Below are 25,007 nucleotides of genomic sequence, written 5' to 3' on the forward strand. Positions count from 1 at the left end.
TCAGCCGCCCTCCGGCTCGAAATCCACCAGAACCGCACCGGCCGCGACCATATCGCCCTCAATGCAATTGATGGCCGTGACGGTGCCTTTCGCCGGCGCGCGGATCGTGTGCTCCATTTTCATCGCCTCCATCACCACAAGCGCTTCGCCGGCCTCAACCGCAGCACCGTTGCTGCTCAGCAAGGCGCGGATGACGCCGGGCATGGGTGCTTCCAGACCGCCGGTATGGGTAGCGGAATCCGCGATATCGACGGGATCCGGCTGGCTGACGCGATAATGTTCGCCATCCAGAAAAAGCGCGTACCGGCCATCCTCAGCAAAGAAATAACCCTGCCTTTTCCTGCCTTCCACGGTCGCACGGAATTTACCGTCATCCGAGAGGATGCCATGGGCGCTGATCGCCCGTCCGTCGATCTCCAGCGAAAAACCATCCGCCTCATGCATGACGCCGACGCCAAGCGGCTGGTTGTCAAACACGAAATACAGCGTTTCCCTTGCCGGCGCGTTGAGGCGAAAGGCGGCCGTCGTGTTCCATGGGCTATGGGGATCGGCCTGTGAACCTGGCTTTCCGTTTTTCTGCCGCGCAAGCAGCAGGCCAAGCGCGGCCATTGCTATCTCGTTCCCGTCCGTTGCTGGCGGAGCAAACAGCGCCGCTTCGTTACGGGCGATGAAACCGGTGTCGAGATCGGCGTTCGCAAAGGCCGCCAGTCCCGCAAGCCGCGTCAGAAAGGCGGCATTGCTGGTGACGCCGCAGATCGCCAGATTTTCGAGTGCCAACCGCAGACGCCGCACCGCCGAGGGGCGATCACGGTCCCAGACGATCAGCTTGGCGATCATCGGATCGTAATGCACGGTGATGGCGTCGCCGGCGCGGATGCCGCTGTCGATCCTGACATGAGGGCCCTGATCGGGAAAAACCAGATGGCTGACCGTGCCGATCGACGGCAGGAAATCATGCGCCGGGTCTTCGGCATAAATCCGCGCCTCGATGGCGTGGCCGTTTATGCTGAGATTGGCCCAGTCTTCCGGCAGGGCCTCTCCGTTTGCGACGCGGATCTGCCACTCGACCAGATCGAGGCCGGTAATATATTCCGTCACCGGATGTTCGACCTGAAGCCTCGTATTCATTTCCATGAAATAGAAGTCGCCGGAAGGGTCGAGCAGGAATTCCACCGTTCCCGCGCCGCGATAATCGATGGCGCGGGCGGCGGCGACCGCCGCTTCATACATGCGCTGCCGAAGCGCATCGGGCAGGCCGGGGGCAGGGGCTTCCTCTATGACCTTCTGGTGCCGGCGCTGAATCGAGCAATCGCGCTCGAAAAGCGAAACACAATTGCCGTGGCCATCGGCAAAGACCTGCACTTCCACATGGCGCGGCCGCTCGAGATATTTTTCGATCAGCATGCGGTCGTTGCCGAAAGCGGCCAGCGCTTCGCGTTTTGCGCCCGCAAGCTCCGCTGCGAAGTCGCGCTTTTGCCGGACGATACGCATGCCCTTGCCGCCGCCGCCGGCTGAGGCCTTGAGCAGCACCGGATAACCGATCTTGTCCGCCTCGCTTGCCAGTCGTTTTTCCGATTGTTCGTCACCGTGATAGCCGGGAACGACCGGAACGCCGGCTTTTGCCATCAGCGCCTTCGCCTCGCTTTTCCCACCCATGGCGCGGATTGCCGCTGCAGGCGGGCCAATGAAAACGAGCCCGGCGGCGGCGCAGGCTTCGGCGAAACCGGCGTTTTCCGAAAGGAAACCGTAACCCGGATGAATGGCTTGCGCGCCGCAGGATTTTGCGGCGGCGATGATTTTTTCGCCGTCGAGATAGGAGGCCCGTGCGGGTGCTGCGCCAATGGCGATGGCCTCGTCGGCAAGCGCCACATGCATGGCGTCACGGTCGGCGTGCGAATAAGCGGCGACGGTGCGGATACCCATCTTGGCGGCGGTGCGGATGATGCGGCAGGCGATTTCGCCCCTGTTGGCGATCAGTATTTTCGAGAACATGGTCGCCTCACATCCTGAATATGCCGAAACGGGTGGGTTCAATCGGTGCATTGAGCGCGGCGGACAAGCCGAGACCGAGCACAAAACGGGTATCCTTCGGGTCGATGATACCATCGTCCCAAAGTCGGGCGCTGGCATAATAGGGATGTCCCTCCCGCTCGTATTTTTCCCGGATCGGCTGCTTGAACGCCTCTTCGCCTTCCTTCGACCAGTGGCGGCCATCGGCCTCGATGCCGTCGCGGCGGATTTGCGCCAAGACGGACGCCGCCTGTTCTCCGCCCATCACGGAAATGCGGGCATTGGGCCACATCCACAAAAAGCGCGGCGAATAGGCGCGGCCGCACATGCCGTAATTGCCGGCCCCGAAGGAGCCACCGATGATGACGGTGAATTTCGGCACTTTAGCCGATGCGACGGCGGTAACGAGCTTGGCGCCGTCCTTGGCGATGCCCCCCGCCTCATAGGCCTTGCCGACCATGAAGCCGGTGATGTTCTGGAGAAAGACCAGCGGAATGCCGCGCTGGCAGCAGAGTTCGATGAAATGCGCGCCCTTCAGCGCCGATTCCGAAAACAGAATGCCGTTATTAGCGACGATGCCAACTGGATAGCCATGGATATGGGCAAAACCGCAGACCAGCGTGGTGCCGTAAAGCGCCTTGAACTCATCGAATTCCGAGCCATCCACCAGACGCGCGATGATCTCCCGCACCTCGAAAGGTTTTCGCGTATCGGCGGGAATGATGCCATAAAGCTCTTCAGCCGGATAAAACGGCTCCGTCGGCTCGCGAATATCCAGTTCCACCTGTTTGCGGCGGTTGAGGGTGGAAACGATCCGCCGGGTCAGCGCCAGCGCGTGGCGGTCGTCGCGGGCATAATGATCGGTGACGCCGGATTGTCGCGAATGCACATCCGCGCCGCCCAGCTCTTCCGCACTCACCACTTCGCCGGTCGCGGCCTTCACCAGCGGCGGGCCGCCGAGAAAGATCGTGCCCTGATTTTTGACGATGACGGTCTGGTCGCTCATGGCGGGCACATAGGCCCCGCCTGCCGTACAACTGCCCATCACCACGGCGATCTGGGCGATGCCTTCCGCCGACATATTGGCCTGATTATAGAAGATGCGGCCGAAATGATCGCGGTCGGGAAACACCTCGTCCTGATTGGGCAGGTTCGCGCCGCCGGAATCCACCAGATAGATGCAGGGCAGGCGGTTCTCCGTGGCGATTTCCTGCGCGCGCAGATGTTTCTTCACCGTCAGCGGATAATAGGTGCCGCCTTTCACCGTCGCATCATTGGCGACGATCACACATTCGCGGCCCGAGACGCGGCCGATGCCGGTGACGATGCCGGCAGCGGGAACGGGTTCGTCATAGACCTCGTAGGCTGCAAATTGCGAAAACTCCAGGAACGGGCTGCCGGGATCGAGAAGGGCTTCGATCCGGTCGCGCGCCAGCAATTTGCCGCGGGAAAGATGTCGTTCACGGGCCTTGTCGCCGCCGCCTTTCGAGATTTTTTCGACGTGCTGCCGCAGGTCATCCACCAGACCGGACATGAAGTCGACATTGGCAGCGAAGGTGGGGTCGCGGTTCAGACTGGATGCTAGCTTCATCGCGTGTCCTCACCCGTTGCCCTTGACCAGTTCGCGGCCGATCAGCATCCGGCGGATTTCGCTGGTGCCCGCGCCGATCTCATAAAGCTTGGCGTCGCGCAGCAGCCGTCCGGCCGGGCTTTCATTGACATAACCGGAGCCGCCGAGAAGCTGGATTGCATCCAGCGCCACCTGCGTCGCCCGTTCGGCGGCGAAGAGGATCGCGCCCGCCGCATCTTGCCTCGTGATGCGGCCGTTGTCACAGGCGCGGGCAACGGCATAGACATAGGCGCGCGATGCATTCATGGCCGAATAGATATCGGCAAGCTTGCCCTGCACCAGCTGGAATTCGCCGATCGGCTTGCCGAATTGCTTGCGCTCGCGGGCATAGGGCAGTACCAGGTCGATGGCTGCCTGCATGATGCCGACCGGGCCGGCAGCCAGCACGGCGCGCTCGTAATCCAGCCCGCTCATCAGCACCGTCACGCCGTCATTGAGGCGTCCGAGAATGTTCTCTTCCGGCACCTTGCAATCCTCGAACACCAGTTCCGAGGTGGGGGAGCCGCGCATGCCGAGCTTGTCGAGTTTCTGGGCCGGGCGAAACCCCTTGAAGCCTTTTTCGATCAGGAAGGCGGTGATGCCGCGCGGGCCGGCCGACATATCCGTCTTGGCGTAGACCACCAGCGTATCGGCCTCATGGCCATTGGTGATCCACATTTTCGCGCCGTTCAGCACGTAGCGGTCGCCCCTGCGCTCCGCCTTCAGCCGCATCGACACGACATCCGAACCGGCCTCCGTTTCGCTCATGGCGAGCGAGCCGACATGTTCGCCGGAGACGAGTTTCGGCAGATATCTGTGCTTCTGCTCTTGCGTTCCCCAGCGGTGAATCTGGTTGATGCAGAGGTTGGAATGGGCGCCATAGGAAAGGCCGATAGAAGCGGAAGCCCGGCTTATCTCTTCCATCGCGACGCAATGGGCAAGATAGCCCATGTCGGCACCGCCGAACTCCTCCGAAACCGTGATGCCGTGCAGACCGAGCTGGCCCATTTCTGGCCAGAGCTTGCGTGGAAAACGGTCGTCGCGGTCGATCTCCGCCGCCAGCGGCGCGATTTTATCGTCTGCGAATGCGCTTGCGCTGTCGCGTAATGCTGCGATTTCCGGGCCGAGATCGGCATCGAAAATGGCGGCGAGGTTCAAACTCATCGCGTCTCCTCCTCCGGACGGCCTTTGCCACCGTCCCTTTTGTCAGCAGCCGGCACCTCCTCCGCGCCGGCAACCCTTGATTTACGGCGCGTCACCCCCGGTGAAGGCGGCCGAACGGCGCACGAATGTCTTGATGGCGAAATTGGACTGGATGCGCGACACGCCGGGAACCGTGGTCAGGAAATCCAGAAGTTCCTGATAATGCGGCAAATCCCGCACCATGGCGTGGATCAGATAATCCGAGCTGCCGCTGGTCTGATAACCGCCGACGACTTCCGGAATGGAAGCGACATGGTGTTCGAAGGTCGTCAGTGCTTCCTTGATCTGCCGCTCCAGCGTGACCGAGATGAAGACACCCATATTGCCGAGCAGCCGGTTCTCATCGAACACGGCGGTATAACCACGAATGATGCCTTCCTCTTCCAGCTTGCGCACGCGCCGCAGCGTCGGCGTGAAGGAAAGACCTATCCGCGCTGCCAGATCACGCCAGCTCACCCGCCCGTCATCGCCGAGCACATGCAGAATCTTCCGGTCGAAACTGTCGAGCTCAATCATGGATCATTTGCTCTATGATATGACTATTTATTGGATCAAAGATATCGCCAATCAAAAAACTGTCAATCAAAATAGCTTTGAAATGAATTCGAGTTGGTGATAGCGTTCATGTCAGTCGAGATCTGGAGGAGATCGCGATGACGGTTGTTTTCTCAAGCGGGAGAATGGCCAAGGGAGGTGAATTTGGCTGTGCATGACCCTGTCGTGATCGTCGGGGCCGCCCGTACTGCTATGGGTGGGTTCCAGGGCGAATTCAAATCGGTGGCCGCGCCCGATCTCGGTGCGGCGGCGATCCGCGCGGCCGTCGAACGGGCTGCGGTACCACCTTCTGATATTGACGATGTGCTGATGGGCTGCGTGCTTACGGCCGGGCAGGGGCAGGCCCCGGCCCGACAGGCGGCCATTGCCGCCGGCATTCCCAATTCGATTGGCGCGACGACCATCAACAAGATGTGCGGCTCGGGCATGAAAGCGATCATGCTGGGGCATGACCAGATTGCGGCGGGAAGCTCTTCCATCGTGCTTGCGGGCGGCATGGAAAGCATGAGCAATGCGCCCTATCTCCTGGACCGCGCCCGCAACGGCTATCGTCTCGGCCACGGCAAACTCACCGACCACATGTTTCTGGATGGTCTCGAAGACGCTTATGACAAGGGGCGGCTGATGGGCACTTTCGCGGAAGATTGTGCTGAAGCCTACCAGTTCACCCGCGCCATGCAGGATGATTATGCGCTGACCTCGTTGGAGCGCGCCCGTCGTGCCATCGCTGAGGGGGCTTTCGAAGCGGAGATCGCGCCTCTCGGTGATGTTGCCGTGGACGAGCAGCCGGGCAAGGCGAAGCCGGAAAAAATCCCGCAGCTGAAACCCGCCTTCCGCGATGGCGGAACGGTGACGGCGGCAAATTCCAGTTCGATTTCCGATGGTGCTGCCGCTCTCGTTCTCATGCGTCGCTCCGAAGCGGAAAGGCGGGGCCTTTCACCGCTGGCGACCATTATCGGTCAGGCCTCCCATGCGGATGCGCCCGCCGGATATCCAACGGCTCCCATCGGCGCGATGAAAAAGCTGTTCGGAAAAACCGGCTGGGCGGCGAAGGATGTCGATCTCTTCGAAATCAACGAGGCCTTTGCCGTGGTGGCGATGGCGGCGATGCGCGATCTCGATCTGCCGCATGACAAGGTGAATGTGCATGGCGGCGCCTGTGCGCTCGGCCATCCGATCGGCGCTTCCGGCGCGAGGATCGTCGTCACCTTGCTGGCGGCCCTGCAGCGCCACGGGCTGAAACGCGGCGTGGCCGCCGTCTGCATCGGTGGCGGTGAAGCAACCGCGCTCGGCATAGAGCGATATTAAGGGGAGGCGGCGATGATCCTGAACGAAGCCCAGCAGCAGATCAGGGACATGGCCCGCGATTTCGCCCGCGAGCGGCTTGCCCCTGGGGCTGCTTCACGTGACCGGGAAAGCCGTTTCCCGAAAGACGAGCTGAAAGAAATGGGCGCGCTCGGCTTCCTCGGTATGCTTGTCTCCGAGGACTATGGTGGGTCGGAAACCGGTGCCGTGGCCTATGCCCTTGCGCTGGAGGAAATCGCTGCCGGTGACGGCGCCTGTTCCACCATCATGAGCGTGCATAATTCGGTCGGCTGCGTGCCGATCCTGAAATTCGGGACCGAAGACCAGAAGCAGCGTTTCCTGCCGAAACTGGCCTCCGGCGAATGGATCGGTGGTTTTGCGCTGACCGAACCGCAGGCAGGTTCCGATGCCTCCAACCTCAAGACCCGCGCCCGGCGCGATGGCGACCGATACATTCTCGACGGCGCAAAGCAATTCATCACATCAGGCAAAAATGGTGATGTCGTCATCGTTTTTGCCGTTACCGATGCGGCGGCGGGCAAGAAGGGCATCAGCGCGTTCATCGTGCCGACCGATACGCCGGGTTACGAGGTCATAAGGGTCGAGGAAAAACTCGGCCTGCATTCGTCCGATACCTGCCAGATCGCTTTCACCGACATGGCGGTCCCGGCAGAAATGCGGCTGGGCGAAGAGGGGCAGGGTTATCGCATCGCGCTCGCCAATCTGGAAGGCGGACGCATCGGCATCGCCGCGCAGGCCGTCGGCATGGCGCAGGCGGCTTTCGAGGCGGCGCGGGATTATGCCCGCGAGCGCAAGGCCTTCGGGCAGGCAATCGTGGAGCATCAGGCGGTGGCGTTTCGCCTCGCGGACATGGCGACGCGCATTGAGGCGGCGCGGCAGCTGGTGCTGCATGCGGCGGCGCTGAAGGAAGCGGGCGAGCCCTGTCTTTCGGAGGCCTCGATGGCAAAACTCTTCGCGTCCGAAATGGCCGAGCGTGTCTGCTCGGACGCCATCCAGATTCACGGCGGTTACGGCTACATGGCGGATTATCCGGTGGAGCGGATCTATCGCGATGTGCGCATCTGCCAGATTTACGAGGGGACCAGCGATGTCCAGCGGATGGTGATCGCGCGGAACCTTTGAGAGTTGTTTCGCGGTCTGGAGGAGACCGCGACGGGAGGAGTAGAATGGATATAACCGAAACGCCACGTCTCAGCCTGCATGTTCCCGAACCTGCGGTGCGGCCCGGCGGGGAGCCGGATTTCTCCAATGTGAAAATACCCAAGGCCGGTTCCGTGCCGCGCCCGGAGGTTGACGCCGCGCCGGAAAGCATGCGCGATCTCGCCTATTCGATCATCCGCGTCCTCAACCACCAGGGCGAGGCCGTCGGACCCTGGGCCGGGCTGCTTTCGGATGAAGACTTACTGGTAGGCCTCAAAAACATGATGCGGCTTCGGGCTTTCGATGCACGCATGCTGATGGCGCAGCGGCAGGGCAAGACCTCCTTCTACATGCAGCATCTGGGCGAAGAGGCGGTGAGCTGCGCCTTCCGCAAAGCGCTTTCCAAAGGCGACATGAATTTCCCGACCTATCGGCAGGCCGGGCTGCTGATCGCCGATGATTATCCGCTCGTCACCATGATGAACCAGATCTATTCCAACGAACTGGATCCGCTGCATGGGCGGCAGTTGCCGGTGCTTTATTCCTCGAAGGAGCATGGTTTCTTCACCGTCTCCGGCAATCTCGCCACGCAATATGTGCAGGCGGTCGGCTGGGCGATGGCGTCGGCCATCAAGGGCGATACGAAGATAGCCGCAGCATGGATCGGCGACGGCTCGACGGCGGAGTCGGATTTTCACTCGGCGATGGTCTTTGCCTCCACCTACAAGGCTCCGGTGGTTCTCAATATCGTCAATAACCAATGGGCGATTTCCACCTTTCAGGGCATTGCGCGCGGCGGCTCCGGCACCTTTGCGGCGCGCGGGCTGGGCTTCGGCATTCCCGCACTGCGGGTCGACGGCAATGATTATCTCGCCGTTTATGCCGTGGCGCGCTGGGCGGTGGAACGGGCGCGCCGTAATCTCGGCCCGACGCTGATCGAATATGTGACCTATCGTGTCGGCGCCCATTCCACCTCCGACGATCCGAGCGCTTACCGCCCCAAGACGGAGTCCGAGGCATGGCCGCTGGGCGATCCGGTTCTGAGGCTCAAAAAACACCTCATCCTGCGCGGCGTCTGGTCGGAGGAACGGCACCGGCAGACGGAGGCGGAAATTGCCGATGAGGTGCTTGAGGCGCAGCGTGAGGCGGAAAGCCACGGCACGCTGCATGAGGGCGGCAAACCGCCGAAAAAGGATATTTTCGAAGGCGTCTACGCCGAGATGCCGCCGCATCTCGCCCGCCAGCGCCAGAAGGCAGGGTGGTGACCATGGCAAGAATGACGATGATCGAAGCCGTCCGCAGCGCCATGGATGTGTCCATGGAGCGCAGCGACGACGTGGTGGTGTTCGGTGAGGATGTGGGCTATTTCGGCGGCGTCTTCCGCGCCACGCAGGGGCTGCAGGGAAAATACGGCAAGACCCGCTGTTTCGATGCGCCGATCAGCGAGTCCGGCATTGTCGGCACGGCCATCGGCATGGCGGCTTATGGCCTTCGCCCCTGCGTCGAAATCCAGTTCGCCGATTACATGTATCCCGCCTATGACCAGATCACCCAGGAGGCGGCGCGTATCCGCTATCGCTCCAATGGCGATTTCACCTGCCCCATCGTTCTCAGAATGCCGACCGGCGGGGGCATTTTTGGCGGGCAGACGCACAGCCAGAGCCCGGAAGCGCTTTTCACCCATGTCTGCGGGCTGAAGGTGGTCGTCCCTTCCAATCCCTATGACGCCAAGGGTCTGCTGATCGCATCCATCGAAGACCCCGACCCGGTGATGTTTCTGGAGCCGAAGCGGCTTTATAACGGCCCTTTCGACGGGCACCATGACCGGCCGGTAACGCCCTGGTCCAAGCACGAGATGGGGGAAGTGCCGGAAGGGCACTACACCATTCCCATCGGCAAGGCGGAGATACGCCGGCCCGGAAACGCTGTCACCGTCATCGCTTATGGCACCATGGTGCATGTGGCGCTGGCGGCGGCGGAAGAGACGGGTGTGGATGCCGAGATCATCGATCTACGCAGCCTGCTGCCGCTCGATCTAGATACCATTGTGAAGTCCGTCTCCAAGACCGGCCGCTGCGTCATGGTGCATGAGGCGACGTTGACCTCCGGCTTCGGGGCCGAAGTCGTGTCGCTGGTGCAGGAACATTGTTTTTATCACCTTGAGGCCCCCGTCGTCCGCGTTGCGGGCTGGGATACGCCTTATCCCCATGCGCAGGAGTGGGACTATTTTCCGGGTCCGGCCCGTGTCGGGCGCGCCCTTGTCGAAGTCATGGAGGCCTGATTATGGCGGAATTTGTTCTCACGATGCCCGATGTCGGTGAAGGTGTGGCGGAAGCCGAGCTGGTGGAATGGAACGTCAAACCGGGCGATTTCGTCCATGAGGACATGGTGCTGGCCGCGGTGATGACCGACAAGGCGACGGTGGAAATCCCATCCCCGGTGGCGGGCGTCGTCACATGGCTCGCCGTGACGGTCGGAAATACCGTGCCGGTGAAGGCGCCGCTCCTGCGCATCGAAACCGATGTCGCGGCCGCCGCTCCCAATGGCAGCGTGCCGGAAGCGGAAGCACCGACCCAGATGACGGAAGCGCCTGCCGACATGACGGACACGCCGCCACCCGTTGAAGCCCAGCCGACGGCGCGAGAAGCCGAGGAGGCGCCGCCGGCGCCCGCCGCCGAACCGCATCATAAACCGCTGGCGTCTCCCGCCGTTCGCCAGCGCGCCGACGATCTCGATATCGATCTCACCAAGGTCAAGGGAACGGGGCCGGACGGGCATATCACCCATGCCGATCTCGACGGGTTTTTAACCGTGCGGGCACGGCCGGAACGCCCCGAGCCGATAGCGCCCCACGATAGCGCTGTCGAGGAAGTGAAGGTGACCGGGCTCAGGCGCAAGATTGCCGAGAAGATGGTGCTTTCCGCCTCCCGCATTCCCCACATCACCTATGTCGAGGAAGTCGACGTGACCGATCTGGAGGATTTGCGCGCGACCATGAACGGCAACCGCCGTTCCGGGCAACCGAAGTTGACGATCCTGCCGTTCTTGATGCGCGCGCTGGTGAAAGCCGTTGCCGATCATCCCGGCATGAATGCCACCTTTGACGACGACAAAGGGGTCGTCAGCCACTATGAAGCGGTTCATATCGGCATCGCCACGCAGACGCCGTCGGGCCTCACCGTTCCGGTCGTGCGCCACACGGAAACGCTCGGTCTTTGGGAATGCGCGGACGAAGTCGCTCGCGTCGCCGAAGCCGCCCGCACCGGCACGGCGCATCGTGAAGAACTGATGGGCTCCACCATCACCATCAGTTCGCTGGGAGCCTTGGGCGGTGTGGTCTCGACACCCATCATCAATCATCCGGAGGTGGCGATCATCGGCGTCAACAAGATCGTGACGCGTCCGGTGTGGGATGGGACGCGGTTTGTGCCGCGCAAGATGATGAATCTTTCCTCCAGCTTCGATCACCGGGTTGTCGATGGGTGGGATGCGGCGGTCTTCATCCAGGCCGTCAAGGCATTGCTGGAGAAGCCCGCGCTTATTTTCATCGAGTGAAGGCGATCCGTGCTCCCTCATCCCTGTGCTCGTCGCAGGGATCCAGCCAGCCCAAGTCTTTGGGCTGAAAGGACTCTCTCCACCGCGCAGACGCGCGTCGGCTGGATTCCTGTGACGAGCACAGGAATGAGGGCGTATGCGTGTCATGACCGCATTTCGTAGCCCGCGTTTTCAACCTTCACGGAACTGTTTCGCTGTCGGTATAGGCTTGCGTTCGTCATCTTCGGGTATAGAAGAGAAGAACGAGAAGCATGTTTTCTCATCATGATCATAGTGGCGGAAGAGGGCGCTCCGGTGCCCGGCGGTCCGCCCTCCGCCGGCAACCGAATGAAGAAGGTCCTCCCATGCGCACTCCCAAACCCGTTGTCCTGACTATTCTCGATGGCTGGGGGCTGAACGAGGACACATCCAGCAATGCGCCGGTGCTGGCGAATACGCCCACCATGGACCGGCTTTTCGCCACCTGCCCGAATGCGAGGCTCACCACCTTCGGCCCGAATGTCGGCCTGCCCACCGGGCAGATGGGCAATTCGGAAGTCGGCCACACCAATATCGGCGCCGGCCGCATCGTCGCCATGGATCTCGGCCAGATCGATCTGGCGATCGAGGATGGCAGCTTTTTCCGCAATGCGGCGATGCTTGATTTCGCCGCCACGGTGAAGGCCGCGGGCGGTGTGGCGCATCTGATGTGCGTCGTTTCCGATGGCGGCGTCCATGGTCATATCCTCCACGGCCAGGCGGCGGTGAGGCTGATGATCAGCCACGGCCTGAAGGTGGTGGTACATGCCATCACCGACGGCCGCGATGTCGCGCCGCAATCGGCTGAAGAATTCGTGGCGGCGCTGGTGGCAAGCCTGCCGCAGGGGGCAAGCATCGGCACGGTGATCGGCCGCTATTATGCGATGGATCGCGACAATCGCTGGGAGCGCGTCGAGAAAGCCTATGACGCCATGGTTCTGGCGAAAGGCGAACATGCGCGGGATGCGGTGAGCGCCGTTGCCCAGAGCTACAAAAACAATGTCACCGACGAATTCATCCTGCCGACGGTGATCGATGGTTATGAGGGTTTCAAGGCCGGCGACGGCCTGTTCTGCCTGAATTTTCGCGCCGACCGTGCCCGTGAAATCCTGCTCGCCATAGGGGCGGATGATTTCGACGGTTTTTCGCGCGAAAAGCCCGTCCTTTCGGCGCTGCTCGGCATGGTGGAATATTCCACCCGGCACAATGATTTCATGACCACGGCCTATCCCAAGCGCGATATCGTCAATACGCTGGGCGAATGGGTGGCGAAGCAGGGGCTTACGCAGTTCCGCCTTGCCGAGACGGAAAAATATCCGCATGTCACCTTCTTCCTGAATGGCGGCAAGGAAGAGCCGGAAGTCGGCGAAGACCGCTTCATGCCGAAATCCCCGAAGGTTGCGACCTACGATCTGCAGCCGGAGATGAGCGCGCCCGAAGTGACGGAAAAATTCGTCGAGGCGATAGGCAAAGGTTACGATCTGATCGTCACCAATTACGCCAACCCCGATATGGTCGGTCATACCGGCGATCTGCAGGCCGCAATCAAGGCCTGTGAAGCCGTGGATCGTGGGCTTGGTGCGGTCGTTGCCGCCCTCGAAAAAGTGGGTGGCGCGATGCTTGTCATTGCCGATCATGGCAATTGCGAAACCATGGTCGACCCGGTGACCGGTGGCCCGCACACGGCGCACACCACCAATCCGGTGCCGGTGATCCTTTTCGGTGGCCCGGAAGGTGGGAAGCTGCATGACGGCATTCTCGCCGATGTCGCGCCCACGCTGCTGCAACTGATGAATGTGCCGCTGCCGCCGGAAATGACGGGCAAAAGCCTGATCGACCTCTAATCACACGCCGTCGCGCGGGAGCGTTCCAGCCCCGCGCGACGGCCCGTTCCCCGCGCGCTGAACGAGCGTTTGCGTTATGGCTGCTTTGCGTAGAGGCGGTCGTGGACCAGCATGCCGGCAATCATGGCGCTGACGAAAAGAACGACCGGCATCAGCCCGAGGGCGAGAGCCGATAGTGCCGGGCCGGGGCAGAAACCGGCAAGCCCCCAACCGACGCCGAAAATGGCCGAGCCTGTTATGAGCGGCCGGTCGATACGGGTTTTTGCCGTAAGGCTGAAATCCTCTGCGAGGACCGGTTTGGCGAGACGTCGGCTGAGCAGCACACCCGGCACGGCGACCATCACCGCGCCGCCGAGAACGAACATCAGGCTCGGGTCCCAATGGCCGCTCGCCACATCGAGAAAGCCGGAAACACGGGCCGGATCGACCATGCCGGAGAGCGAGAGGCCGAAGCCGAACAGCGCTCCTGTGGCCAATGCCAGGACAATACGCGCCACGGCTGGATTTTTCATGACAGGGCTCCCACTATCGTCGCGGCGCAAATACCGGTGATCAGGAAGGTGGCGGTCGCGGCGATGGAGCGCCGGGAAAATCGCGCCAGACCCATGATGCCATGGCCGGATGTGCAGCCGGAGCCCATGCGCGTGCCAAAACCCACCAGCAGGCCGGCAATGAGGATGAGCGGCCATGGTGAAACTATGGTGACGGCAGGCAGCCGGCCGAATGCGGCGGCATGGATATATGGCCCGGCCAGCAAGCCGGCGACGAAGGCGAGATCGGCAAGACGCCGCTCCCTGCCGAGCATTTTGCCCATTATCCCGCTGATGCCGGCAATGCGGCCGTTGAAAAGAAACAGCAGAATGCTGGCAAGACCGAGCAGCATGCCGCCAAAAAGAGAGGGCCAATAGGGGCTCACGGGATCTCCTCCTCCGGCGCGCAGAATATGGTGTAAAGGGCCGCGATCAGTTGCGCCGCTTTCGCTTCGCTCAGTTGGTAGAAGATTTGCTTGGCGTCGCGCCGGGTTTCGACCACACCGGCTTCCCGCAGGACGCCCAGCTGCTGGGAAAGCGTCGGCTGGCGAATATCCAGCTTCACCTCCAGCTCACCAACGGAAAACTCCCCCTGCGCCAGCGTGCAGGCGAGCATCAGCCGCGCGGGATGGGCAAGCGTTTTAAGAAGCAGCGCGACCTCGACAGCCCGCTCTTCCATGGCGGGGAGAGGGATTTCTGCAATATGCCGGGGCTTTTCCAGCGCGTTTTCCTTTACCATATGCTGCCCTCCAGCACGTCGAGCGGGAATTTCAGGTAACGTTTGCCATTCGCTTCCGGCTCCGGCAGGCGGCCGCCGCGAATATTGACCTGCAAGGCGTGAAGAATGAGCTTCGGCATTGGCAATGTGCGATCGCGCGCTTCTCTGAGGCGGATGAAGCCCTCCTCCGTCATGCCGGCAAGATGCGGATTGCTGCGTTTCTGTTCGCCGACCGTGCTTTCCCATTTAGGCGCGCGGCCGCCGGGCTGATAGTCATGACCGGTGAAAAGCCGTGTTTCGTCGGGAAGGGCGAGAATGTCCTGGATCGACGCCCAGAGTTCTGTGGCGCTGCCGCCGGGGAAATCGGCGCGCGCGGTGCCGGAATCGGGCATGAAAAGCGTATCGTGCACAAAGGCGGCATCACCTACCACATAGGTCACGGAGGCGAGCGTGTGGCCGGGCGAAAACAGCACGCGCGCTTCAAGGGAGCCGATATTGAACCTGTCGCTCGCCTCGAACAGTCGGTCCCATTGCGAGCCGTCGGTTTTGAGATCCGGCCAGTTGTATTTTTCCTGCCAGAGCTTCTGTACGCCGGTGACTTTCGCGCCGATCGCCGTCTGCGCGCCGGTCTTCTGCTTCAGATAGTGGGCGGCGGAAAAATGGTCGGCATGCGGATGGGTATCGAGAATCCATTCCACCGACAGGCCCTGGCTCTCCACATAGTCCAGAATGGCGTCGGCATTCATCGTTCCGGTTGCGCCGGATTTCTCATCGAAATCATAGACCGGGTCGATAATGGCGCAGCGCCCGGTCGAGGGATCGGACACGACATATTGCACACTCCATGTCCTCGGATCGAAGAATGCCTTGACGTGCGGAACCGCCGCAGCACGCCGTTCCAGCCAGCGGGTGGCGCCGGAAAGGTCAAAGCCATGCGCCTTGCCGAAAGCCTCGATATCGTCCCTTTCGATGCGCCCATCCAGGGCTTCTCCGAGAACATGAAGCGTGAGCGCGCGGGTGCCGCCCTTGCAATGGGCAAAAACGGGGCCTTCCGCTTCCGCTATTTTCTGCTGGAAGGCGCGGATATCGGCTTCGGTAATGGTAGGGCCGCTGACCGGGATGAAACCATAATCCATGCCTGCCGCGCTGGCGGCGCTTTTTTCCTGCGCATTGCCCGGCTGACCGGGCTCTTCACCATCAGGCCGGGCGTTGATGATGCTTTTATAACCCTGGGCGGAGAGCGATGGGAAATCGGCGATCATCGGCTGGCCCGCAACTGTCAGACGCTCGTTGATCTTCACGGCATTCATCGGCATCTCCTGTTGTAATTATTTAATATATATTATCATATAATGTATATTGTATGTTTGCAAGGGCGCGAACCGCCTTCGTTTCCGAATGTCTCCTGCTGTATTTTCAGGAAAGGTTCGGAAGGAAATCCTAGAGACGGGATTTCTTCGTTTTGTGACGGGTGGGCGGAGATTGCCTGTATTTGACATGCAAAAACATGCCTTGCGCCCGAAATATTGGGGCACAAGGCATGTTCGCGAAAAGCGGTTCGAATTCAGGCCCGCTTCAGACGGCGAGTCTGCGGCGCGTCGCCTTCCAGCCAAGACAGATGGCTGCAACAAGCAGAACCGTCTGGGCGACCACGAAGGGCGGTTCGTTGCCGTTCGGCGCCAGGTTGTTGAGTGTTTCGACCTTGAGAAAAGCCTGAACGATCAACACGAACATATTGAGATAAAGGCTGATCGTGGCGGTGATCGTATAAATGATGCGCGCCCTGCCATTCAGACCGTATCCATAAAGCGCAACCAGTGCGATTGCCAGAACAAGGGTCGAGATGATGCCGACGCCGAGTGCCGGTGTGAAATTTCCGATTGGAAACAGGAAGCCGGTAAGCGTGGTGGCGAGCGTGGTGACGAGGAAAATCGCCATCATGCGGGGCATCCACCGCCCCGCCGCATAAGCGGGCAGGGCGATCAGTCCGGTGGCAATGCCGATGAAGCTTAAGCCCACATGCAATGCCGTGAATTGGGGAATGGTCAGTCCGAGGATCATGATACGTCTCCCTCTATTCGGTTTTGGCTGCACGATACCGGCTGGCGGCAAGTGCATGCGACAGATTGGGCCTTAACGCCGCGCGCGCTGCAAGGAAATTTTCGAGATCGGCCGTATCCGGCAGGGAAGGAATGGTCAGCGCTTCGCCGAGATCGAGACCGGCAAGGGCCGCATCCACCATCTCGTAAACATCCATGACCATGGCGGCCGGAATGGCGTCGAGCCGTTCCTCTTCCCAGATCGCCGTGCGGGTGATGCCCGGCAGGACGGCCTGAACCCGCACGCCGGAGGGCGAAAGCTGCGCCTGCAGCGCCTCGGTGAAGGCAAGCACAAAGGCCTTGGTGGCCGGGTAGACGGCGGTGAATGCCGCCGGCATCAGCGCCGTGACCGAGGTGATGTTGATGATCGTGCCCTTGCCATCTACGGCAAGGCGCGGTGCGATGGCCGCCGCAAGCCGGGTGACGGCAAGAATGTTGAGGTTGATCATCGTCGTCGCATAGGCCGGGTCCAGCGCCGTGATTGCGCCCTCGCCGGCAATACCGGCATTGTTGACGAGGCCGGTAATCCGCCGGTCCTCACGCAGCCGCACTTCCACCTTTTCGAGGTCTTCCGCCCTGGAAAGATCGGCGGAGAGAACCTCGACCGCGATGCGATGATCCTTTTCCAGCTGTGCGGCGAGTGCCTTCAGCTTTTCGGCGCGCCGCGCCACGAGAATGAGATCATGGCCGCGTTTTGCCAGACGTTCGGCATAGACCGCGCCGATGCCATCCGATGCGCCGGTGATGAGAAATGTATTCTGTGTCATGTCCGTGTCTCCTTTGTGCGGCGGTTTCAGGCGTTGATGAAGGCGAGAAGGTCGGCGTTGAACCGGTCCTGATGGGTCTGCGTCAGGCCATGGTCGGCGCCCTCATAGATTTTGAGGACCGCGTGTTTGACGATTTTGACCGTGGAAAGCGCGGAAGCGCCGACCGGCACGATCTGGTCGTCATCGCCGTGCAGAACCAGCGTCGGTTTGTCGAAGGCCTTCAGGTCCTGATGGAAATCGCTTTCCGAAAAGGCGCGAATGCTGTCGAGCTGACCTTTCAGGCCGCCCATCATGCCCTGCCGCCAGAATTCCTCGCGGATGCCTTCGGATATCACGGCACCTTCGCGATTGTAGCCGTAGAAGGGAATGGTCAAATCCTTGAAGAACTGGCTGCGATTGTCATAAGTGCCCTTGCGGATACCGTCGAAAACATCGATCGGCAGGCCGATGGCATTGCTTTCCGTCTTCAGCATCAGCGGCGGCACTGCGCCGATGAGGGCGATTTTCGCGACGCGGGCCGTGCCGTGGCGGCCGATATAGCGGGTGACCTCGCCGCCGCCGGTGGAATGGCCGACCAGAATGATGTCGTGAAGATCGAGCTGTTCGATCAGCTCGGCCAGATCGTCGGCATATTGATCCATGGTATTGTTATGCCAGACCTGATCGGAGCGGCCGTGGCTGCGGCGGTCATGGGCGATGGTGCGGAAACCGTTGTTAGCGAAGAACACCATCTGCGCATCCCAGGCGTCGGCGCTGAGCGGCCAGCCATGGGAAAAGATGATGGGCTGGCCGTCTTTGCGGCCCCAGTCCTTGTAGAAAATATGCGTTCCGTCTCTGGTGGTGATCGTTGTCATGGCTCTCTCTCCTGTTGCAGGGGGCTTGCTTGCGTCCCGTGGGAATAGAGATACTCTGGAGGCCGCCGGGGCTGGATTGGCGCTTCTGACAGAAAACGAGCCGAAACTGACAAAACGGGGTATGGGGCGCATGGCAGGTGTAACGGGAAGCGCGCTGGAAGTGGGGCTGGTCCTCTATCGGGACTGTCAGATCGCCATGGTGCATGGCATCACCGATCTTTTCGCCATCGCGTCGGTATTTTCACAGGATCGCGGCGGGCCGAAATTGCGGGTCAGCCACTGGAGCATGGGCGAGGGCGGTGAATTTTCCCGCTGTCATGACACCGAGCCCGGCAGGCCGGGACATCCCGACATTTTCGTCGTACCCGGCCGGTTGACCGGGCCTGCTGAAATCGAGGAAGCGGAGCCTTACGCCCGCTGGCTGCTGGACCGGCACGCGCAGGGCGCGACGCTGGCCGCCAGTTGCGGCGGCTCATTCATCATCGCCGCGACCGGCCTCCTGTCCGGCCGCCCGGCCACGACCCACTGGCTGTTTGCCGAACGTTTCCGTGACCGTTTTCCCGATATCCGGCTGGAGATCGACAAGATCGTCATCGAGGATGGCGATATCATCACGGCTGGCGGGCTGATGGCGTGGACCGATCTTGGCCTGCGCATCGTCGACCGGCTGCTCGGGCCTTCGGTGATGATCGAGACCGGAAAGTTCCTGCTGATCGACCCTTCGGGGCGCGAACAGCGCCATTACAGCAGCTTCGCCCCGCGGCTGACGCATGGCGATGAGCCTATCCTGAAGGTGCAACACTGGTTGCAGGCCCGCGCCGGGCGGGCGACGAGCGTTACCGACATGGCCGGCCATGCCGGGCTGGAGGAGCGGACCTTCCTGCGCCGGTTCAAGGCGGCGACCGGCATGAAGCCCATCGAATACGTCCAGCATCTGCGCGTCGGCAAGGCGCGGGAATTGCTGGAATTCACCCGCCGTTCGGTCGATCAGATCGCCTGGTCGGTGGGATATGAGGATGCCGCCGCCTTTCGCCGGGTGTTCCACCGCATTCTTGGCCTTTCACCGGGTGAATATAGAGGCCGCTTTTCCAGCAGTTCGGCCATGGCTGCGGCGTGAGGGCGGCCAGCCGTCCCGGCGGTGCGGAGGCCCGGCCCTTGCAATGTGGCGGGTGTTTGCTAACATGCCAGACAAGTTTAAAACAGGTGGGCCGGAATGGACGTTGAGAGCAGCACGAAGCAGGGGGTATCGCTCGCGGCGAAAATCAGTTCGGCATTGCGGCGGGATCTGTCGGAGGGTGTGTTCCGCCCCGGCGACCGTCTTCCGAGCGAAAGCGAACTGACGCGTGAATATTCCGTCAGCCGAACCGTGGTGCGCGAGGCCATCGCCATTCTGCGCGCCGATGGCCTCGTTGAAGCACGCAAGGGTGCGGGCGTTTTTGCCGTCGAAGTAAAACCGGCCAAGGAGCTGCCCTTTAACGATCTGGCCGTGGGGCGAATTTCCTCGGTGATCGAATTGCTGGAATTGCGCACCGTTTTCGAGGTCGAATCCGCCGGGCTTGCGGCATCGCGCCGTTCCGCCGTGCAGGTGGAGGCGATTGTGGATGCGCACCGGCGCGTCGGTGATTGTCTCGCCGCCGGCCTGCCGACGCGGGACGCCGATTTCGAGTTCCATCTGGCCATTGCACAGGCGACGCAGAACAGGCGTTTCCCGGAATTCCTTCAGCTCATTCGCTCCGGCATCATTCCCCGCGGCGAATTGCAGGGTGCGGCACCCGGGTCGCGTCCCAAGGATTACAACCTGCATCTCCAGGAGGAGCATGCGAAGATCGTCGATGCCATCATCGAAGGCGATGCGGATGCCGCCCGCCAATATATGGCGGCGCATCTGCGCGGCAGTCTTGAGCGCTACAAGGTGCTTCTGCGCTCCCGCACCGCGGTGGAGTGATCAGGAAATGGCCTATAGGTCAATGGGTTAAGCGGTCGCCCGCCGATAGAAGGCCAGCGAGGCGGCGAGCGTCAGAAGCGCGCCGCCGCAAATCCGGTCGAGCCACAGGGCTCCGGATTTCCGCAACAGCCGCACTGCCTGCGAGCCGAGCAGGGCATATCCGAACATCACGATGAAATCGATGCCGGCGAAGATCAGCGCAAGCACTGCGTATTGCTGGAGCTGCGGTGCGGCGGGATCGATGAATTGCGGCAGGAAAGCCGAAAAGAACAGATATCCCTTGGGGTTGGTCACCGCCACGAGAAAGCTCTTGAGAAAAATCGAGCGGGCGGAGGCGGCACCGCTGGCTTCTGCCGATTGAAGGGCGCCATCGAGCGTGCCTTTGGAGCGCAAAAGCATGACGCCGAGGAAAGCAAGATAACAGACGCCCACCCATTTGACGACGCCGAACCAGAATTCGGAGGCCGCAAGCAGGGCGCCCAATCCCAGCGCAACTGCGCCGATCAGGACGAAATCCGAGAGAACAGCGCCGGCCATGCCGATCATGGCGCGGCGTATTCCGAATCTAGAGCCATTGGCAAGCGCCAGCAACACGGTAGGGCCGGGTGTCGCAATGCCAATAAAGGCGACGACGGCAAATGCCAGAAGCGTCATGTCAGCCATATTTTCCTCCCCCCCCCCCCGAAGGTACGGACGCCATCGGCATCATAGCCTGGGGACAGGTATCCGCGCATTCCGCAAGACGGAGAATACAGGCTTTTGCGGTTGCGGCAACGCAGACACCTTTCCCCAAAACAAAAACGAAAGCGGGGTGAGCCCGGTCTGAAATTTCCATCCCGTACAGATATTTCCGAACCTCGGCCAATACGGATTTCGCTGGCATGCGCTTGACAGCCTCCAACACCTGTGACAACTTGCGGATAGTTGTCAGACAGGATTGCGCCTTGATCACTTGCGCGGTCGATCTCTGGCAAGGGAGGAATCATGTCAAAAAGACGCCTTTCGCTGTATGGCCTGTCCGGCCAGATCGGAAGTATTGCGGTTACGCTGCTTGGATTGCTGCTGCTGACCTTTTTTATCGGTCGCCTGATGCCCGCCGATCCCGTGCGCGCGATTGTGGGCGAGGATGCGACGCGCGAAACCTATGAACAGGTCTATCACGCGCTCGGTTTCGACCGTCCGCTCTGGCAACAGTTCTTCTATTATCTGGGAGACGTGTTCACCGGCGACTTCGGAACCTCGATCCGCACCGGGCGACCGGTCATCGAAGACATCATAAGGGTCATGCCGGCGACGATGGAACTTGCGACCTTTGCGATCCTGATCGGTGCCGGCCTCGGCATTCCCATGGGCGTTTACGCCGCCGTCAACAAGGATCGCTGGCAGGACCATCTGGTGCGGGTGCTCAGCCTGTTCGGCCATTCCATGCCGATCTTCTGGACCGGCATGATCGCGCTGATCGTTTTTTACGCCCATCTCGGCCTTGTCGGCGGCGGCGGACGCATGGACCAGTTCTATATCGGTCTGGTCGAGGAGCGGACGGGTTTTCTGCTTATCGACAGCCTGCTTGCGGGCGATATGGAGGTCTTCTGGTCAGCCATCAACCACCTTATCCTTCCCGCCGCTCTGCTGGGTTATTCCTCCTCGGCCTATATCACTCGCATGACGCGCAGCTTCATGCTGGACCAGCTGGGCCAGGAATATGTGACGACCGCCCGCGTTAAAGGCCTGTCTCAGCGACAGACGGTGTGGCTGCATGCCTTCGGCAATATCCGCGTGCAGCTCGTCACCATCATTGCGCTTGCTTACGGCTCGCTGCTGGAAGGGGCGGTTCTAATCGAGACAGTCTTCGCCTGGCCGGGTTTCGGGCAATATCTCACCAGCAATCTTATCATCGGCGACATGAATGCGGTGATGACCTGCGTGCTCATCGTCGGCGTCATCTTCATCGGGCTCAATCTCCTGTCCGACATTCTCTACCGCTTTTTCGATCCGAGGACCCGCTGATGACGGCCCGTACAGAAACCCCCTTCCGCCTTCCGGTGCCCTTGAACGCGCTGAAGAACATCGTCGTTTTCCTCCTGAAAAGTCCGACATCGGCCTTCGGTCTGGCTGTGTTGCTGCTTCTGGTCATCGCCGCGATTTTCGCGCCCTGGCTTGCGACGCATGACCCCTATGCGCAGGATCTCGCCAATACGCTGCAGGCGCCGGGTAATGGCCACGTCTTCGGCACGGATGAGCTGGGACGCGATATCTATAGTCGCCTTCTCTGGGGCGCACGCATCACACTCACCATCATCTCGCTGGTATCGATCATCGTCGGTCCCGTCGGCCTTCTGGTCGGCACGGCTTCCGGTTATCTCGGCGGCAAGTTCGATACGGTGATGATGCGCATCACGGATATTTTCCTGTCCTTCCCGAGCCTCATCCTGTCGCTCGCCTTCGTCGCAGCACTCGGCCCGAGCCTCAACAATGCGATCATTGCGATTGCGCTCACTTCCTGGCCGCCGATTGCGCGCCTTGCCCGCGCCGAAGCCATGACTTTTCGCAAGGCGGATTACATTGCCGCCGCGCGGCTTCAGGGTGCATCGCCACTGCGCATCATCGTCAAGTCGATCATGCCCATGTGCCTGCCTTCGGTCCTCATCCGCCTGACGCTGAACATGGCGACTGTCATTCTCACCGCCGCCGGCCTCGGTTTCCTCGGCCTCGGCGCGCAACCGCCGCTACCGGAATGGGGAGCGATGATCGCCACCGGCCGGCGTTACATGCTGGATAGCTGGTGGCTCGTCACCTTCCCCGGCATCGCGATCCTCTCCGTCAGCCTCGCCTTCAATCTTCTGGGGGATGGCTTGCGGGATGCGCTCGATCCGAAGCAGATGAACCGGAGATAGGGCCATGGAAAAACCAATCCTCGACGTCGAAAATCTCCGCATCCGTTATGGCGGCTCGCCCACCGAGGCGGTGCGCGGCATCTCCTTCACCCTTGGCCGGGAACGGCTCGGTATCGTCGGCGAAAGCGGCTCGGGCAAATCCACCGTCGGCCGCGCCCTGCTGCGCCTTCTGCCATCGGCGACGATCACCGCCGACAGGCTGGATTTCGATGGTCTCGATCTTCTCTCGCTCGATGAGAAGGAGATGCTGAAGGTTCGAGGCCGGCGCATGTCGATGATCCTTCAGGATCCGAAATTCTCCCTCAACCCCATCCGCCGGGTCGGCGATCAGGTGACGGAGACCTATCTGCGCCACTTCAAGGCCTCGAAAGCCGAGGCCCGGGAAAAGGCGCTGGCCATGCTCGATGCGGTGAAAATCCGCGATGTCGCCCGTGTTTACGAGCAATATCCGCATGAAATTTCGGGTGGCATGGGTCAGCGTGTCATGATCGCCATGATGCTGCTCGCCGACCCCGATCTCGTCATTGCCGATGAGCCGACCTCGGCGCTTGACGTGACGGTGCGGCTGCAGGTGCTGAATATTCTCGACGGTCTGGTGCGGGATCGCGGCATCGGCCTCATCATGATCAGCCACGACCTCAATCTCGTGCGCAATTTCTGCGACCGGGTGCTTATCATGTATTCCGGCCGGGTGGTGGAAACGCTCGCCGCACGCGATCTCGATCAGGCGCAGCACCCCTATACGCGCGGCCTTTTGGCGGCGCAGCCGCGCATTGGCGGCACACGCGGGCCGCTTGCGGTGCTGGACCGCCGCCCCGAATGGCTGGAGGAGAAAGTGTAATGGCCGTTTCCGTTGAAACCCGCGATCTTTCCATCACATTCGGCAGCGGCCATACGGCGCTGAAAGTGCTGCCTTCCGTATCCTTCCGCGTCGAGCCGGGGGAATGTTTCGGCCTTGTCGGCGAAAGCGGATCGGGCAAATCCACCGTGCTTCGTTGCGTTTCCATGCTCAACGATTTCTGGACCGGCGATATTCTCATCGATGGCAGGTCGGTGCGCGATATGCCGCTGATCGAGCGGTGCCGCATGCTGCAGATGGTGTTTCAGGACCCCTACGGGTCGCTGCATCCGCGCCAGTCGGTGCGCACCGTGCTTTCGGAATCGCTTGCGATCCATAAGCTCGGTGACCGCGAAGAGCGCATGCGCAAGGTCATCACCGATGTCGGCCTGCCCGTAGCCTTTCTGGATCGTTTCCCGCACCAGCTTTCCGGCGGCCAGCGGCAGCGCGTGGCGATTGCCCGGGCGCTGATCCTCGAACCGTCACTGTTGCTGCTCGATGAGCCGACCTCGGCGCTCGATGTCTCGGTGCAGGCGGAAATCCTCAACCTGCTGCAGCGCCTGCGGGAAGAGCGCGGCTTCACCTACATCATGGTGACCCACGATCTCGCCGTGGTCGATCACATGTGCGACCGCTTCGCGGTGATGCTGCGCGGCGAAATCACCGAAATCCTGCCGCGCGACGCCATCGCCGGCAATGGCGCGACGCATCCCTATGCGCGCGAACTGATCGGCGCCTCGCTGGAATATGAAGGCGCGTGAGGGCTCCAAGAACGTGACCGCCCTCCTCCGGGGCGTCACGGATAATAACATCCTCCTTCCTTGCCCGGCCTCCCTGCCGGGCATTTTTTTGGGACGGCCGCAAATAGAAAAGACCGGTGGTGATCGGGCCTTGGGCTGCTGACAAACAGAGCCTCTCCTCCGTCATGCCGGACTTGATCCGGCATCCAGCCAGCCCAAGTCCTTGGGCTGAAAGGACTCTTCTCGCCGCGCAGACGCGCGTCGGCTGGCAACTGTATTGGCGGATATTATTCTCAGGGTGTCCTGAATGTGGTTTTATCCCTGAGCATGGCGTTTGCGATGACGAGCAGTTTGCGGGCGAT

General features: G+C 61.3%; 24 protein-coding genes. 12 read left to right on the forward strand and 12 right to left on the reverse strand.

The genetic code is table 11. The features are described from left to right. The 4 genes from ACQZ5N_RS16830 to ACQZ5N_RS16845 form a co-directional block, all read right to left on the reverse strand. Entirely contained in the window at positions 1-1,992 is a 1,992-nt protein-coding gene (locus ACQZ5N_RS16830; protein ID WP_448733555.1) for an acetyl-CoA carboxylase biotin carboxylase subunit, read from the reverse strand. A 7-nt stretch (positions 1,993-1,999) separates the two neighbouring features. Further along, on the reverse strand, positions 2,000-3,601 hold the full coding sequence (locus ACQZ5N_RS16835; protein WP_448733556.1) for a carboxyl transferase domain-containing protein: 1,602 nt from the start codon (positions 3,599-3,601) through the stop codon (positions 2,000-2,002). Between the two features lie 9 nt (positions 3,602-3,610). Continuing rightward, positions 3,611-4,783 carry an isovaleryl-CoA dehydrogenase gene (locus tag ACQZ5N_RS16840; RefSeq protein WP_448733557.1) on the reverse strand — a complete coding sequence of 391 codons (1,173 nt, stop codon included), beginning with the start codon at positions 4,781-4,783 and terminating at the stop codon, positions 3,611-3,613. Between the two features lie 81 nt (positions 4,784-4,864). After that, positions 4,865-5,338: an Lrp/AsnC family transcriptional regulator gene (locus ACQZ5N_RS16845; RefSeq protein ID WP_035221263.1), complete on the reverse strand. Its 474-nt coding sequence runs from the start codon at positions 5,336-5,338 to the stop codon at positions 4,865-4,867. A gap of 183 nt (positions 5,339-5,521) precedes the next feature. Between ACQZ5N_RS16845 and ACQZ5N_RS16850 the strand changes: the two genes are divergently transcribed. The 6 genes from ACQZ5N_RS16850 to gpmI all read left to right on the forward strand — a co-directional run bounded on the left by ACQZ5N_RS16850 (position 5,522) and on the right by gpmI (position 13,260). After that, positions 5,522-6,685 carry an acetyl-CoA C-acyltransferase gene (locus ACQZ5N_RS16850; protein WP_448733558.1) on the forward strand — a complete coding sequence of 388 codons (1,164 nt, stop codon included), beginning with the start codon at positions 5,522-5,524 and terminating at the stop codon, positions 6,683-6,685. A gap of 12 nt (positions 6,686-6,697) precedes the next feature. After that, a complete protein-coding gene (locus tag ACQZ5N_RS16855) occupies positions 6,698-7,825 on the forward strand; it encodes an acyl-CoA dehydrogenase family protein (protein WP_448733559.1) in 1,128 nt (375 codons plus the stop codon). A gap of 44 nt (positions 7,826-7,869) precedes the next feature. Then, positions 7,870-9,108 carry a 3-methyl-2-oxobutanoate dehydrogenase (2-methylpropanoyl-transferring) subunit alpha gene (locus ACQZ5N_RS16860; protein ID WP_059753516.1) on the forward strand — a complete coding sequence of 413 codons (1,239 nt, stop codon included), beginning with the start codon at positions 7,870-7,872 and terminating at the stop codon, positions 9,106-9,108. A gap of 2 nt (positions 9,109-9,110) precedes the next feature. Beyond that, complete coding sequence (locus tag ACQZ5N_RS16865; RefSeq protein WP_059753514.1) at positions 9,111-10,124, forward strand: alpha-ketoacid dehydrogenase subunit beta; 1,014 nt, start codon at positions 9,111-9,113, stop codon at positions 10,122-10,124. 2 nt (positions 10,125-10,126) lie between these two features. Then, entirely contained in the window at positions 10,127-11,398 is a 1,272-nt protein-coding gene (locus tag ACQZ5N_RS16870) for a dihydrolipoamide acetyltransferase family protein (RefSeq protein ID WP_448733560.1), read from the forward strand. A 344-nt stretch (positions 11,399-11,742) separates the two neighbouring features. Continuing rightward, a complete protein-coding gene (gpmI, locus tag ACQZ5N_RS16875) occupies positions 11,743-13,260 on the forward strand; it encodes a 2,3-bisphosphoglycerate-independent phosphoglycerate mutase (protein WP_448733561.1) in 1,518 nt (505 codons plus the stop codon). A gap of 74 nt (positions 13,261-13,334) precedes the next feature. On the opposite strand, the gene ACQZ5N_RS16880 is transcribed toward gpmI, so the two are convergent. The 7 genes from ACQZ5N_RS16880 to ACQZ5N_RS16910 form a co-directional block, all read right to left on the reverse strand. Next, the gene (locus tag ACQZ5N_RS16880; RefSeq protein ID WP_448733562.1) at positions 13,335-13,772 is read right to left on the reverse strand and encodes a DUF6691 family protein; all 438 of its coding nucleotides are present in this window, start codon (positions 13,770-13,772) and stop codon (positions 13,335-13,337) included. Next, positions 13,769-14,176, reverse strand: coding sequence for a YeeE/YedE family protein (locus ACQZ5N_RS16885; protein ID WP_448733563.1), 408 nt, complete (start codon positions 14,174-14,176; stop codon positions 13,769-13,771). The genes ACQZ5N_RS16880 and ACQZ5N_RS16885 overlap by 4 nt, the downstream gene beginning before the upstream one ends. Then, the gene (bigR, locus tag ACQZ5N_RS16890; protein WP_448733564.1) at positions 14,173-14,529 is read right to left on the reverse strand and encodes a sulfite-sensing transcriptional repressor BigR; all 357 of its coding nucleotides are present in this window, start codon (positions 14,527-14,529) and stop codon (positions 14,173-14,175) included. The genes ACQZ5N_RS16885 and bigR overlap by 4 nt, the downstream gene beginning before the upstream one ends. After that, positions 14,523-15,818, reverse strand: coding sequence for a bifunctional sulfur transferase/dioxygenase Blh (blh, locus tag ACQZ5N_RS16895; protein ID WP_448733565.1), 1,296 nt, complete (start codon positions 15,816-15,818; stop codon positions 14,523-14,525). Before blh ends, bigR begins: the two co-directional genes overlap by 7 nt. A 265-nt stretch (positions 15,819-16,083) precedes the next feature. After that, positions 16,084-16,569: a hypothetical protein gene (locus ACQZ5N_RS16900; RefSeq protein WP_003524730.1), complete on the reverse strand. Its 486-nt coding sequence runs from the start codon at positions 16,567-16,569 to the stop codon at positions 16,084-16,086. 13 nt (positions 16,570-16,582) lie between these two features. Beyond that, positions 16,583-17,374 carry an SDR family NAD(P)-dependent oxidoreductase gene (locus ACQZ5N_RS16905; RefSeq protein WP_448733566.1) on the reverse strand — a complete coding sequence of 264 codons (792 nt, stop codon included), beginning with the start codon at positions 17,372-17,374 and terminating at the stop codon, positions 16,583-16,585. A 26-nt stretch (positions 17,375-17,400) separates the two neighbouring features. After that, a complete protein-coding gene (locus ACQZ5N_RS16910) occupies positions 17,401-18,228 on the reverse strand; it encodes an alpha/beta fold hydrolase (protein ID WP_448733567.1) in 828 nt (275 codons plus the stop codon). Positions 18,229-18,358: 130 nt separating this feature from the next. On the opposite strand from ACQZ5N_RS16910, the gene ACQZ5N_RS16915 reads away from it, so the two are divergent. After that, on the forward strand, positions 18,359-19,345 hold the full coding sequence (locus tag ACQZ5N_RS16915) for a GlxA family transcriptional regulator (RefSeq protein ID WP_448733568.1): 987 nt from the start codon (positions 18,359-18,361) through the stop codon (positions 19,343-19,345). Between the two features lie 96 nt (positions 19,346-19,441). After that, positions 19,442-20,173, forward strand: coding sequence for a FadR/GntR family transcriptional regulator (locus ACQZ5N_RS16920; protein ID WP_035261197.1), 732 nt, complete (start codon positions 19,442-19,444; stop codon positions 20,171-20,173). A gap of 27 nt (positions 20,174-20,200) precedes the next feature. Here the strand turns inward: ACQZ5N_RS16920 and ACQZ5N_RS16925 are convergent, their stop codons facing one another. Continuing rightward, positions 20,201-20,836, reverse strand: coding sequence for a LysE family translocator (locus ACQZ5N_RS16925; protein WP_448733569.1), 636 nt, complete (start codon positions 20,834-20,836; stop codon positions 20,201-20,203). A gap of 321 nt (positions 20,837-21,157) precedes the next feature. Here ACQZ5N_RS16925 and ACQZ5N_RS16930 point away from each other — a divergent pair, with 321 nt between their 5' ends. Genes ACQZ5N_RS16930 through ACQZ5N_RS16945 form a run of 4 tightly spaced genes read left to right on the forward strand, consistent with a single transcriptional unit; the run spans position 21,158 to position 24,666 of the window. Beyond that, positions 21,158-22,180 (forward strand): ABC transporter permease, encoded by a 1,023-nt coding sequence (locus ACQZ5N_RS16930; RefSeq protein WP_020813122.1) that lies wholly within the window; start codon positions 21,158-21,160, stop codon positions 22,178-22,180. Beyond that, on the forward strand, positions 22,180-23,067 hold the full coding sequence (locus ACQZ5N_RS16935; protein ID WP_196380496.1) for an ABC transporter permease: 888 nt from the start codon (positions 22,180-22,182) through the stop codon (positions 23,065-23,067). Before ACQZ5N_RS16930 ends, ACQZ5N_RS16935 begins: the two co-directional genes overlap by 1 nt. A 4-nt stretch (positions 23,068-23,071) precedes the next feature. After that, the gene (locus tag ACQZ5N_RS16940) at positions 23,072-23,908 is read left to right on the forward strand and encodes an ABC transporter ATP-binding protein (RefSeq protein WP_448733570.1); all 837 of its coding nucleotides are present in this window, start codon (positions 23,072-23,074) and stop codon (positions 23,906-23,908) included. Then, a complete protein-coding gene (locus ACQZ5N_RS16945) occupies positions 23,908-24,666 on the forward strand; it encodes an ABC transporter ATP-binding protein (protein WP_003524721.1) in 759 nt (252 codons plus the stop codon). Before ACQZ5N_RS16940 ends, ACQZ5N_RS16945 begins: the two co-directional genes overlap by 1 nt. Positions 24,667-25,007 lie beyond the last annotated feature (341 nt).

Source organism: Agrobacterium sp. 22-221-1, from assembly GCF_053522445.1.

Coding starts and splice junctions, on each gene's coding strand:
- ACQZ5N_RS16830 (WP_448733555.1), bottom strand. CDS start 1,992: ATGTTCTCGAAAATACTGATCGCCAACAGGGGCGAAATCGCCTGCCGC.
- ACQZ5N_RS16835 (WP_448733556.1), bottom strand. CDS start 3,601: ATGAAGCTAGCATCCAGTCTGAACCGCGACCCCACCTTCGCTGCCAAT.
- ACQZ5N_RS16840 (WP_448733557.1), bottom strand. CDS start 4,783: ATGAGTTTGAACCTCGCCGCCATTTTCGATGCCGATCTCGGCCCGGAA.
- ACQZ5N_RS16845 (WP_035221263.1), bottom strand. CDS start 5,338: ATGATTGAGCTCGACAGTTTCGACCGGAAGATTCTGCATGTGCTCGGC.
- ACQZ5N_RS16855 (WP_448733559.1), top strand. CDS start 6,698: ATGATCCTGAACGAAGCCCAGCAGCAGATCAGGGACATGGCCCGCGAT.
- ACQZ5N_RS16860 (WP_059753516.1), top strand. CDS start 7,870: ATGGATATAACCGAAACGCCACGTCTCAGCCTGCATGTTCCCGAACCT.
- ACQZ5N_RS16865 (WP_059753514.1), top strand. CDS start 9,111: ATGGCAAGAATGACGATGATCGAAGCCGTCCGCAGCGCCATGGATGTG.
- ACQZ5N_RS16870 (WP_448733560.1), top strand. CDS start 10,127: ATGGCGGAATTTGTTCTCACGATGCCCGATGTCGGTGAAGGTGTGGCG.
- gpmI (WP_448733561.1), top strand. CDS start 11,743: ATGCGCACTCCCAAACCCGTTGTCCTGACTATTCTCGATGGCTGGGGG.
- ACQZ5N_RS16880 (WP_448733562.1), bottom strand. CDS start 13,772: ATGAAAAATCCAGCCGTGGCGCGTATTGTCCTGGCATTGGCCACAGGA.
- bigR (WP_448733564.1), bottom strand. CDS start 14,529: ATGGTAAAGGAAAACGCGCTGGAAAAGCCCCGGCATATTGCAGAAATC.
- blh (WP_448733565.1), bottom strand. CDS start 15,818: ATGAATGCCGTGAAGATCAACGAGCGTCTGACAGTTGCGGGCCAGCCG.
- ACQZ5N_RS16900 (WP_003524730.1), bottom strand. CDS start 16,569: ATGATCCTCGGACTGACCATTCCCCAATTCACGGCATTGCATGTGGGC.
- ACQZ5N_RS16905 (WP_448733566.1), bottom strand. CDS start 17,374: ATGACACAGAATACATTTCTCATCACCGGCGCATCGGATGGCATCGGC.
- ACQZ5N_RS16910 (WP_448733567.1), bottom strand. CDS start 18,228: ATGACAACGATCACCACCAGAGACGGAACGCATATTTTCTACAAGGAC.
- ACQZ5N_RS16915 (WP_448733568.1), top strand. CDS start 18,359: ATGGCAGGTGTAACGGGAAGCGCGCTGGAAGTGGGGCTGGTCCTCTAT.
- ACQZ5N_RS16920 (WP_035261197.1), top strand. CDS start 19,442: ATGGACGTTGAGAGCAGCACGAAGCAGGGGGTATCGCTCGCGGCGAAA.
- ACQZ5N_RS16925 (WP_448733569.1), bottom strand. CDS start 20,836: ATGGCTGACATGACGCTTCTGGCATTTGCCGTCGTCGCCTTTATTGGC.
- ACQZ5N_RS16930 (WP_020813122.1), top strand. CDS start 21,158: ATGTCAAAAAGACGCCTTTCGCTGTATGGCCTGTCCGGCCAGATCGGA.
- ACQZ5N_RS16935 (WP_196380496.1), top strand. CDS start 22,180: ATGACGGCCCGTACAGAAACCCCCTTCCGCCTTCCGGTGCCCTTGAAC.
- ACQZ5N_RS16940 (WP_448733570.1), top strand. CDS start 23,072: ATGGAAAAACCAATCCTCGACGTCGAAAATCTCCGCATCCGTTATGGC.
- ACQZ5N_RS16945 (WP_003524721.1), top strand. CDS start 23,908: ATGGCCGTTTCCGTTGAAACCCGCGATCTTTCCATCACATTCGGCAGC.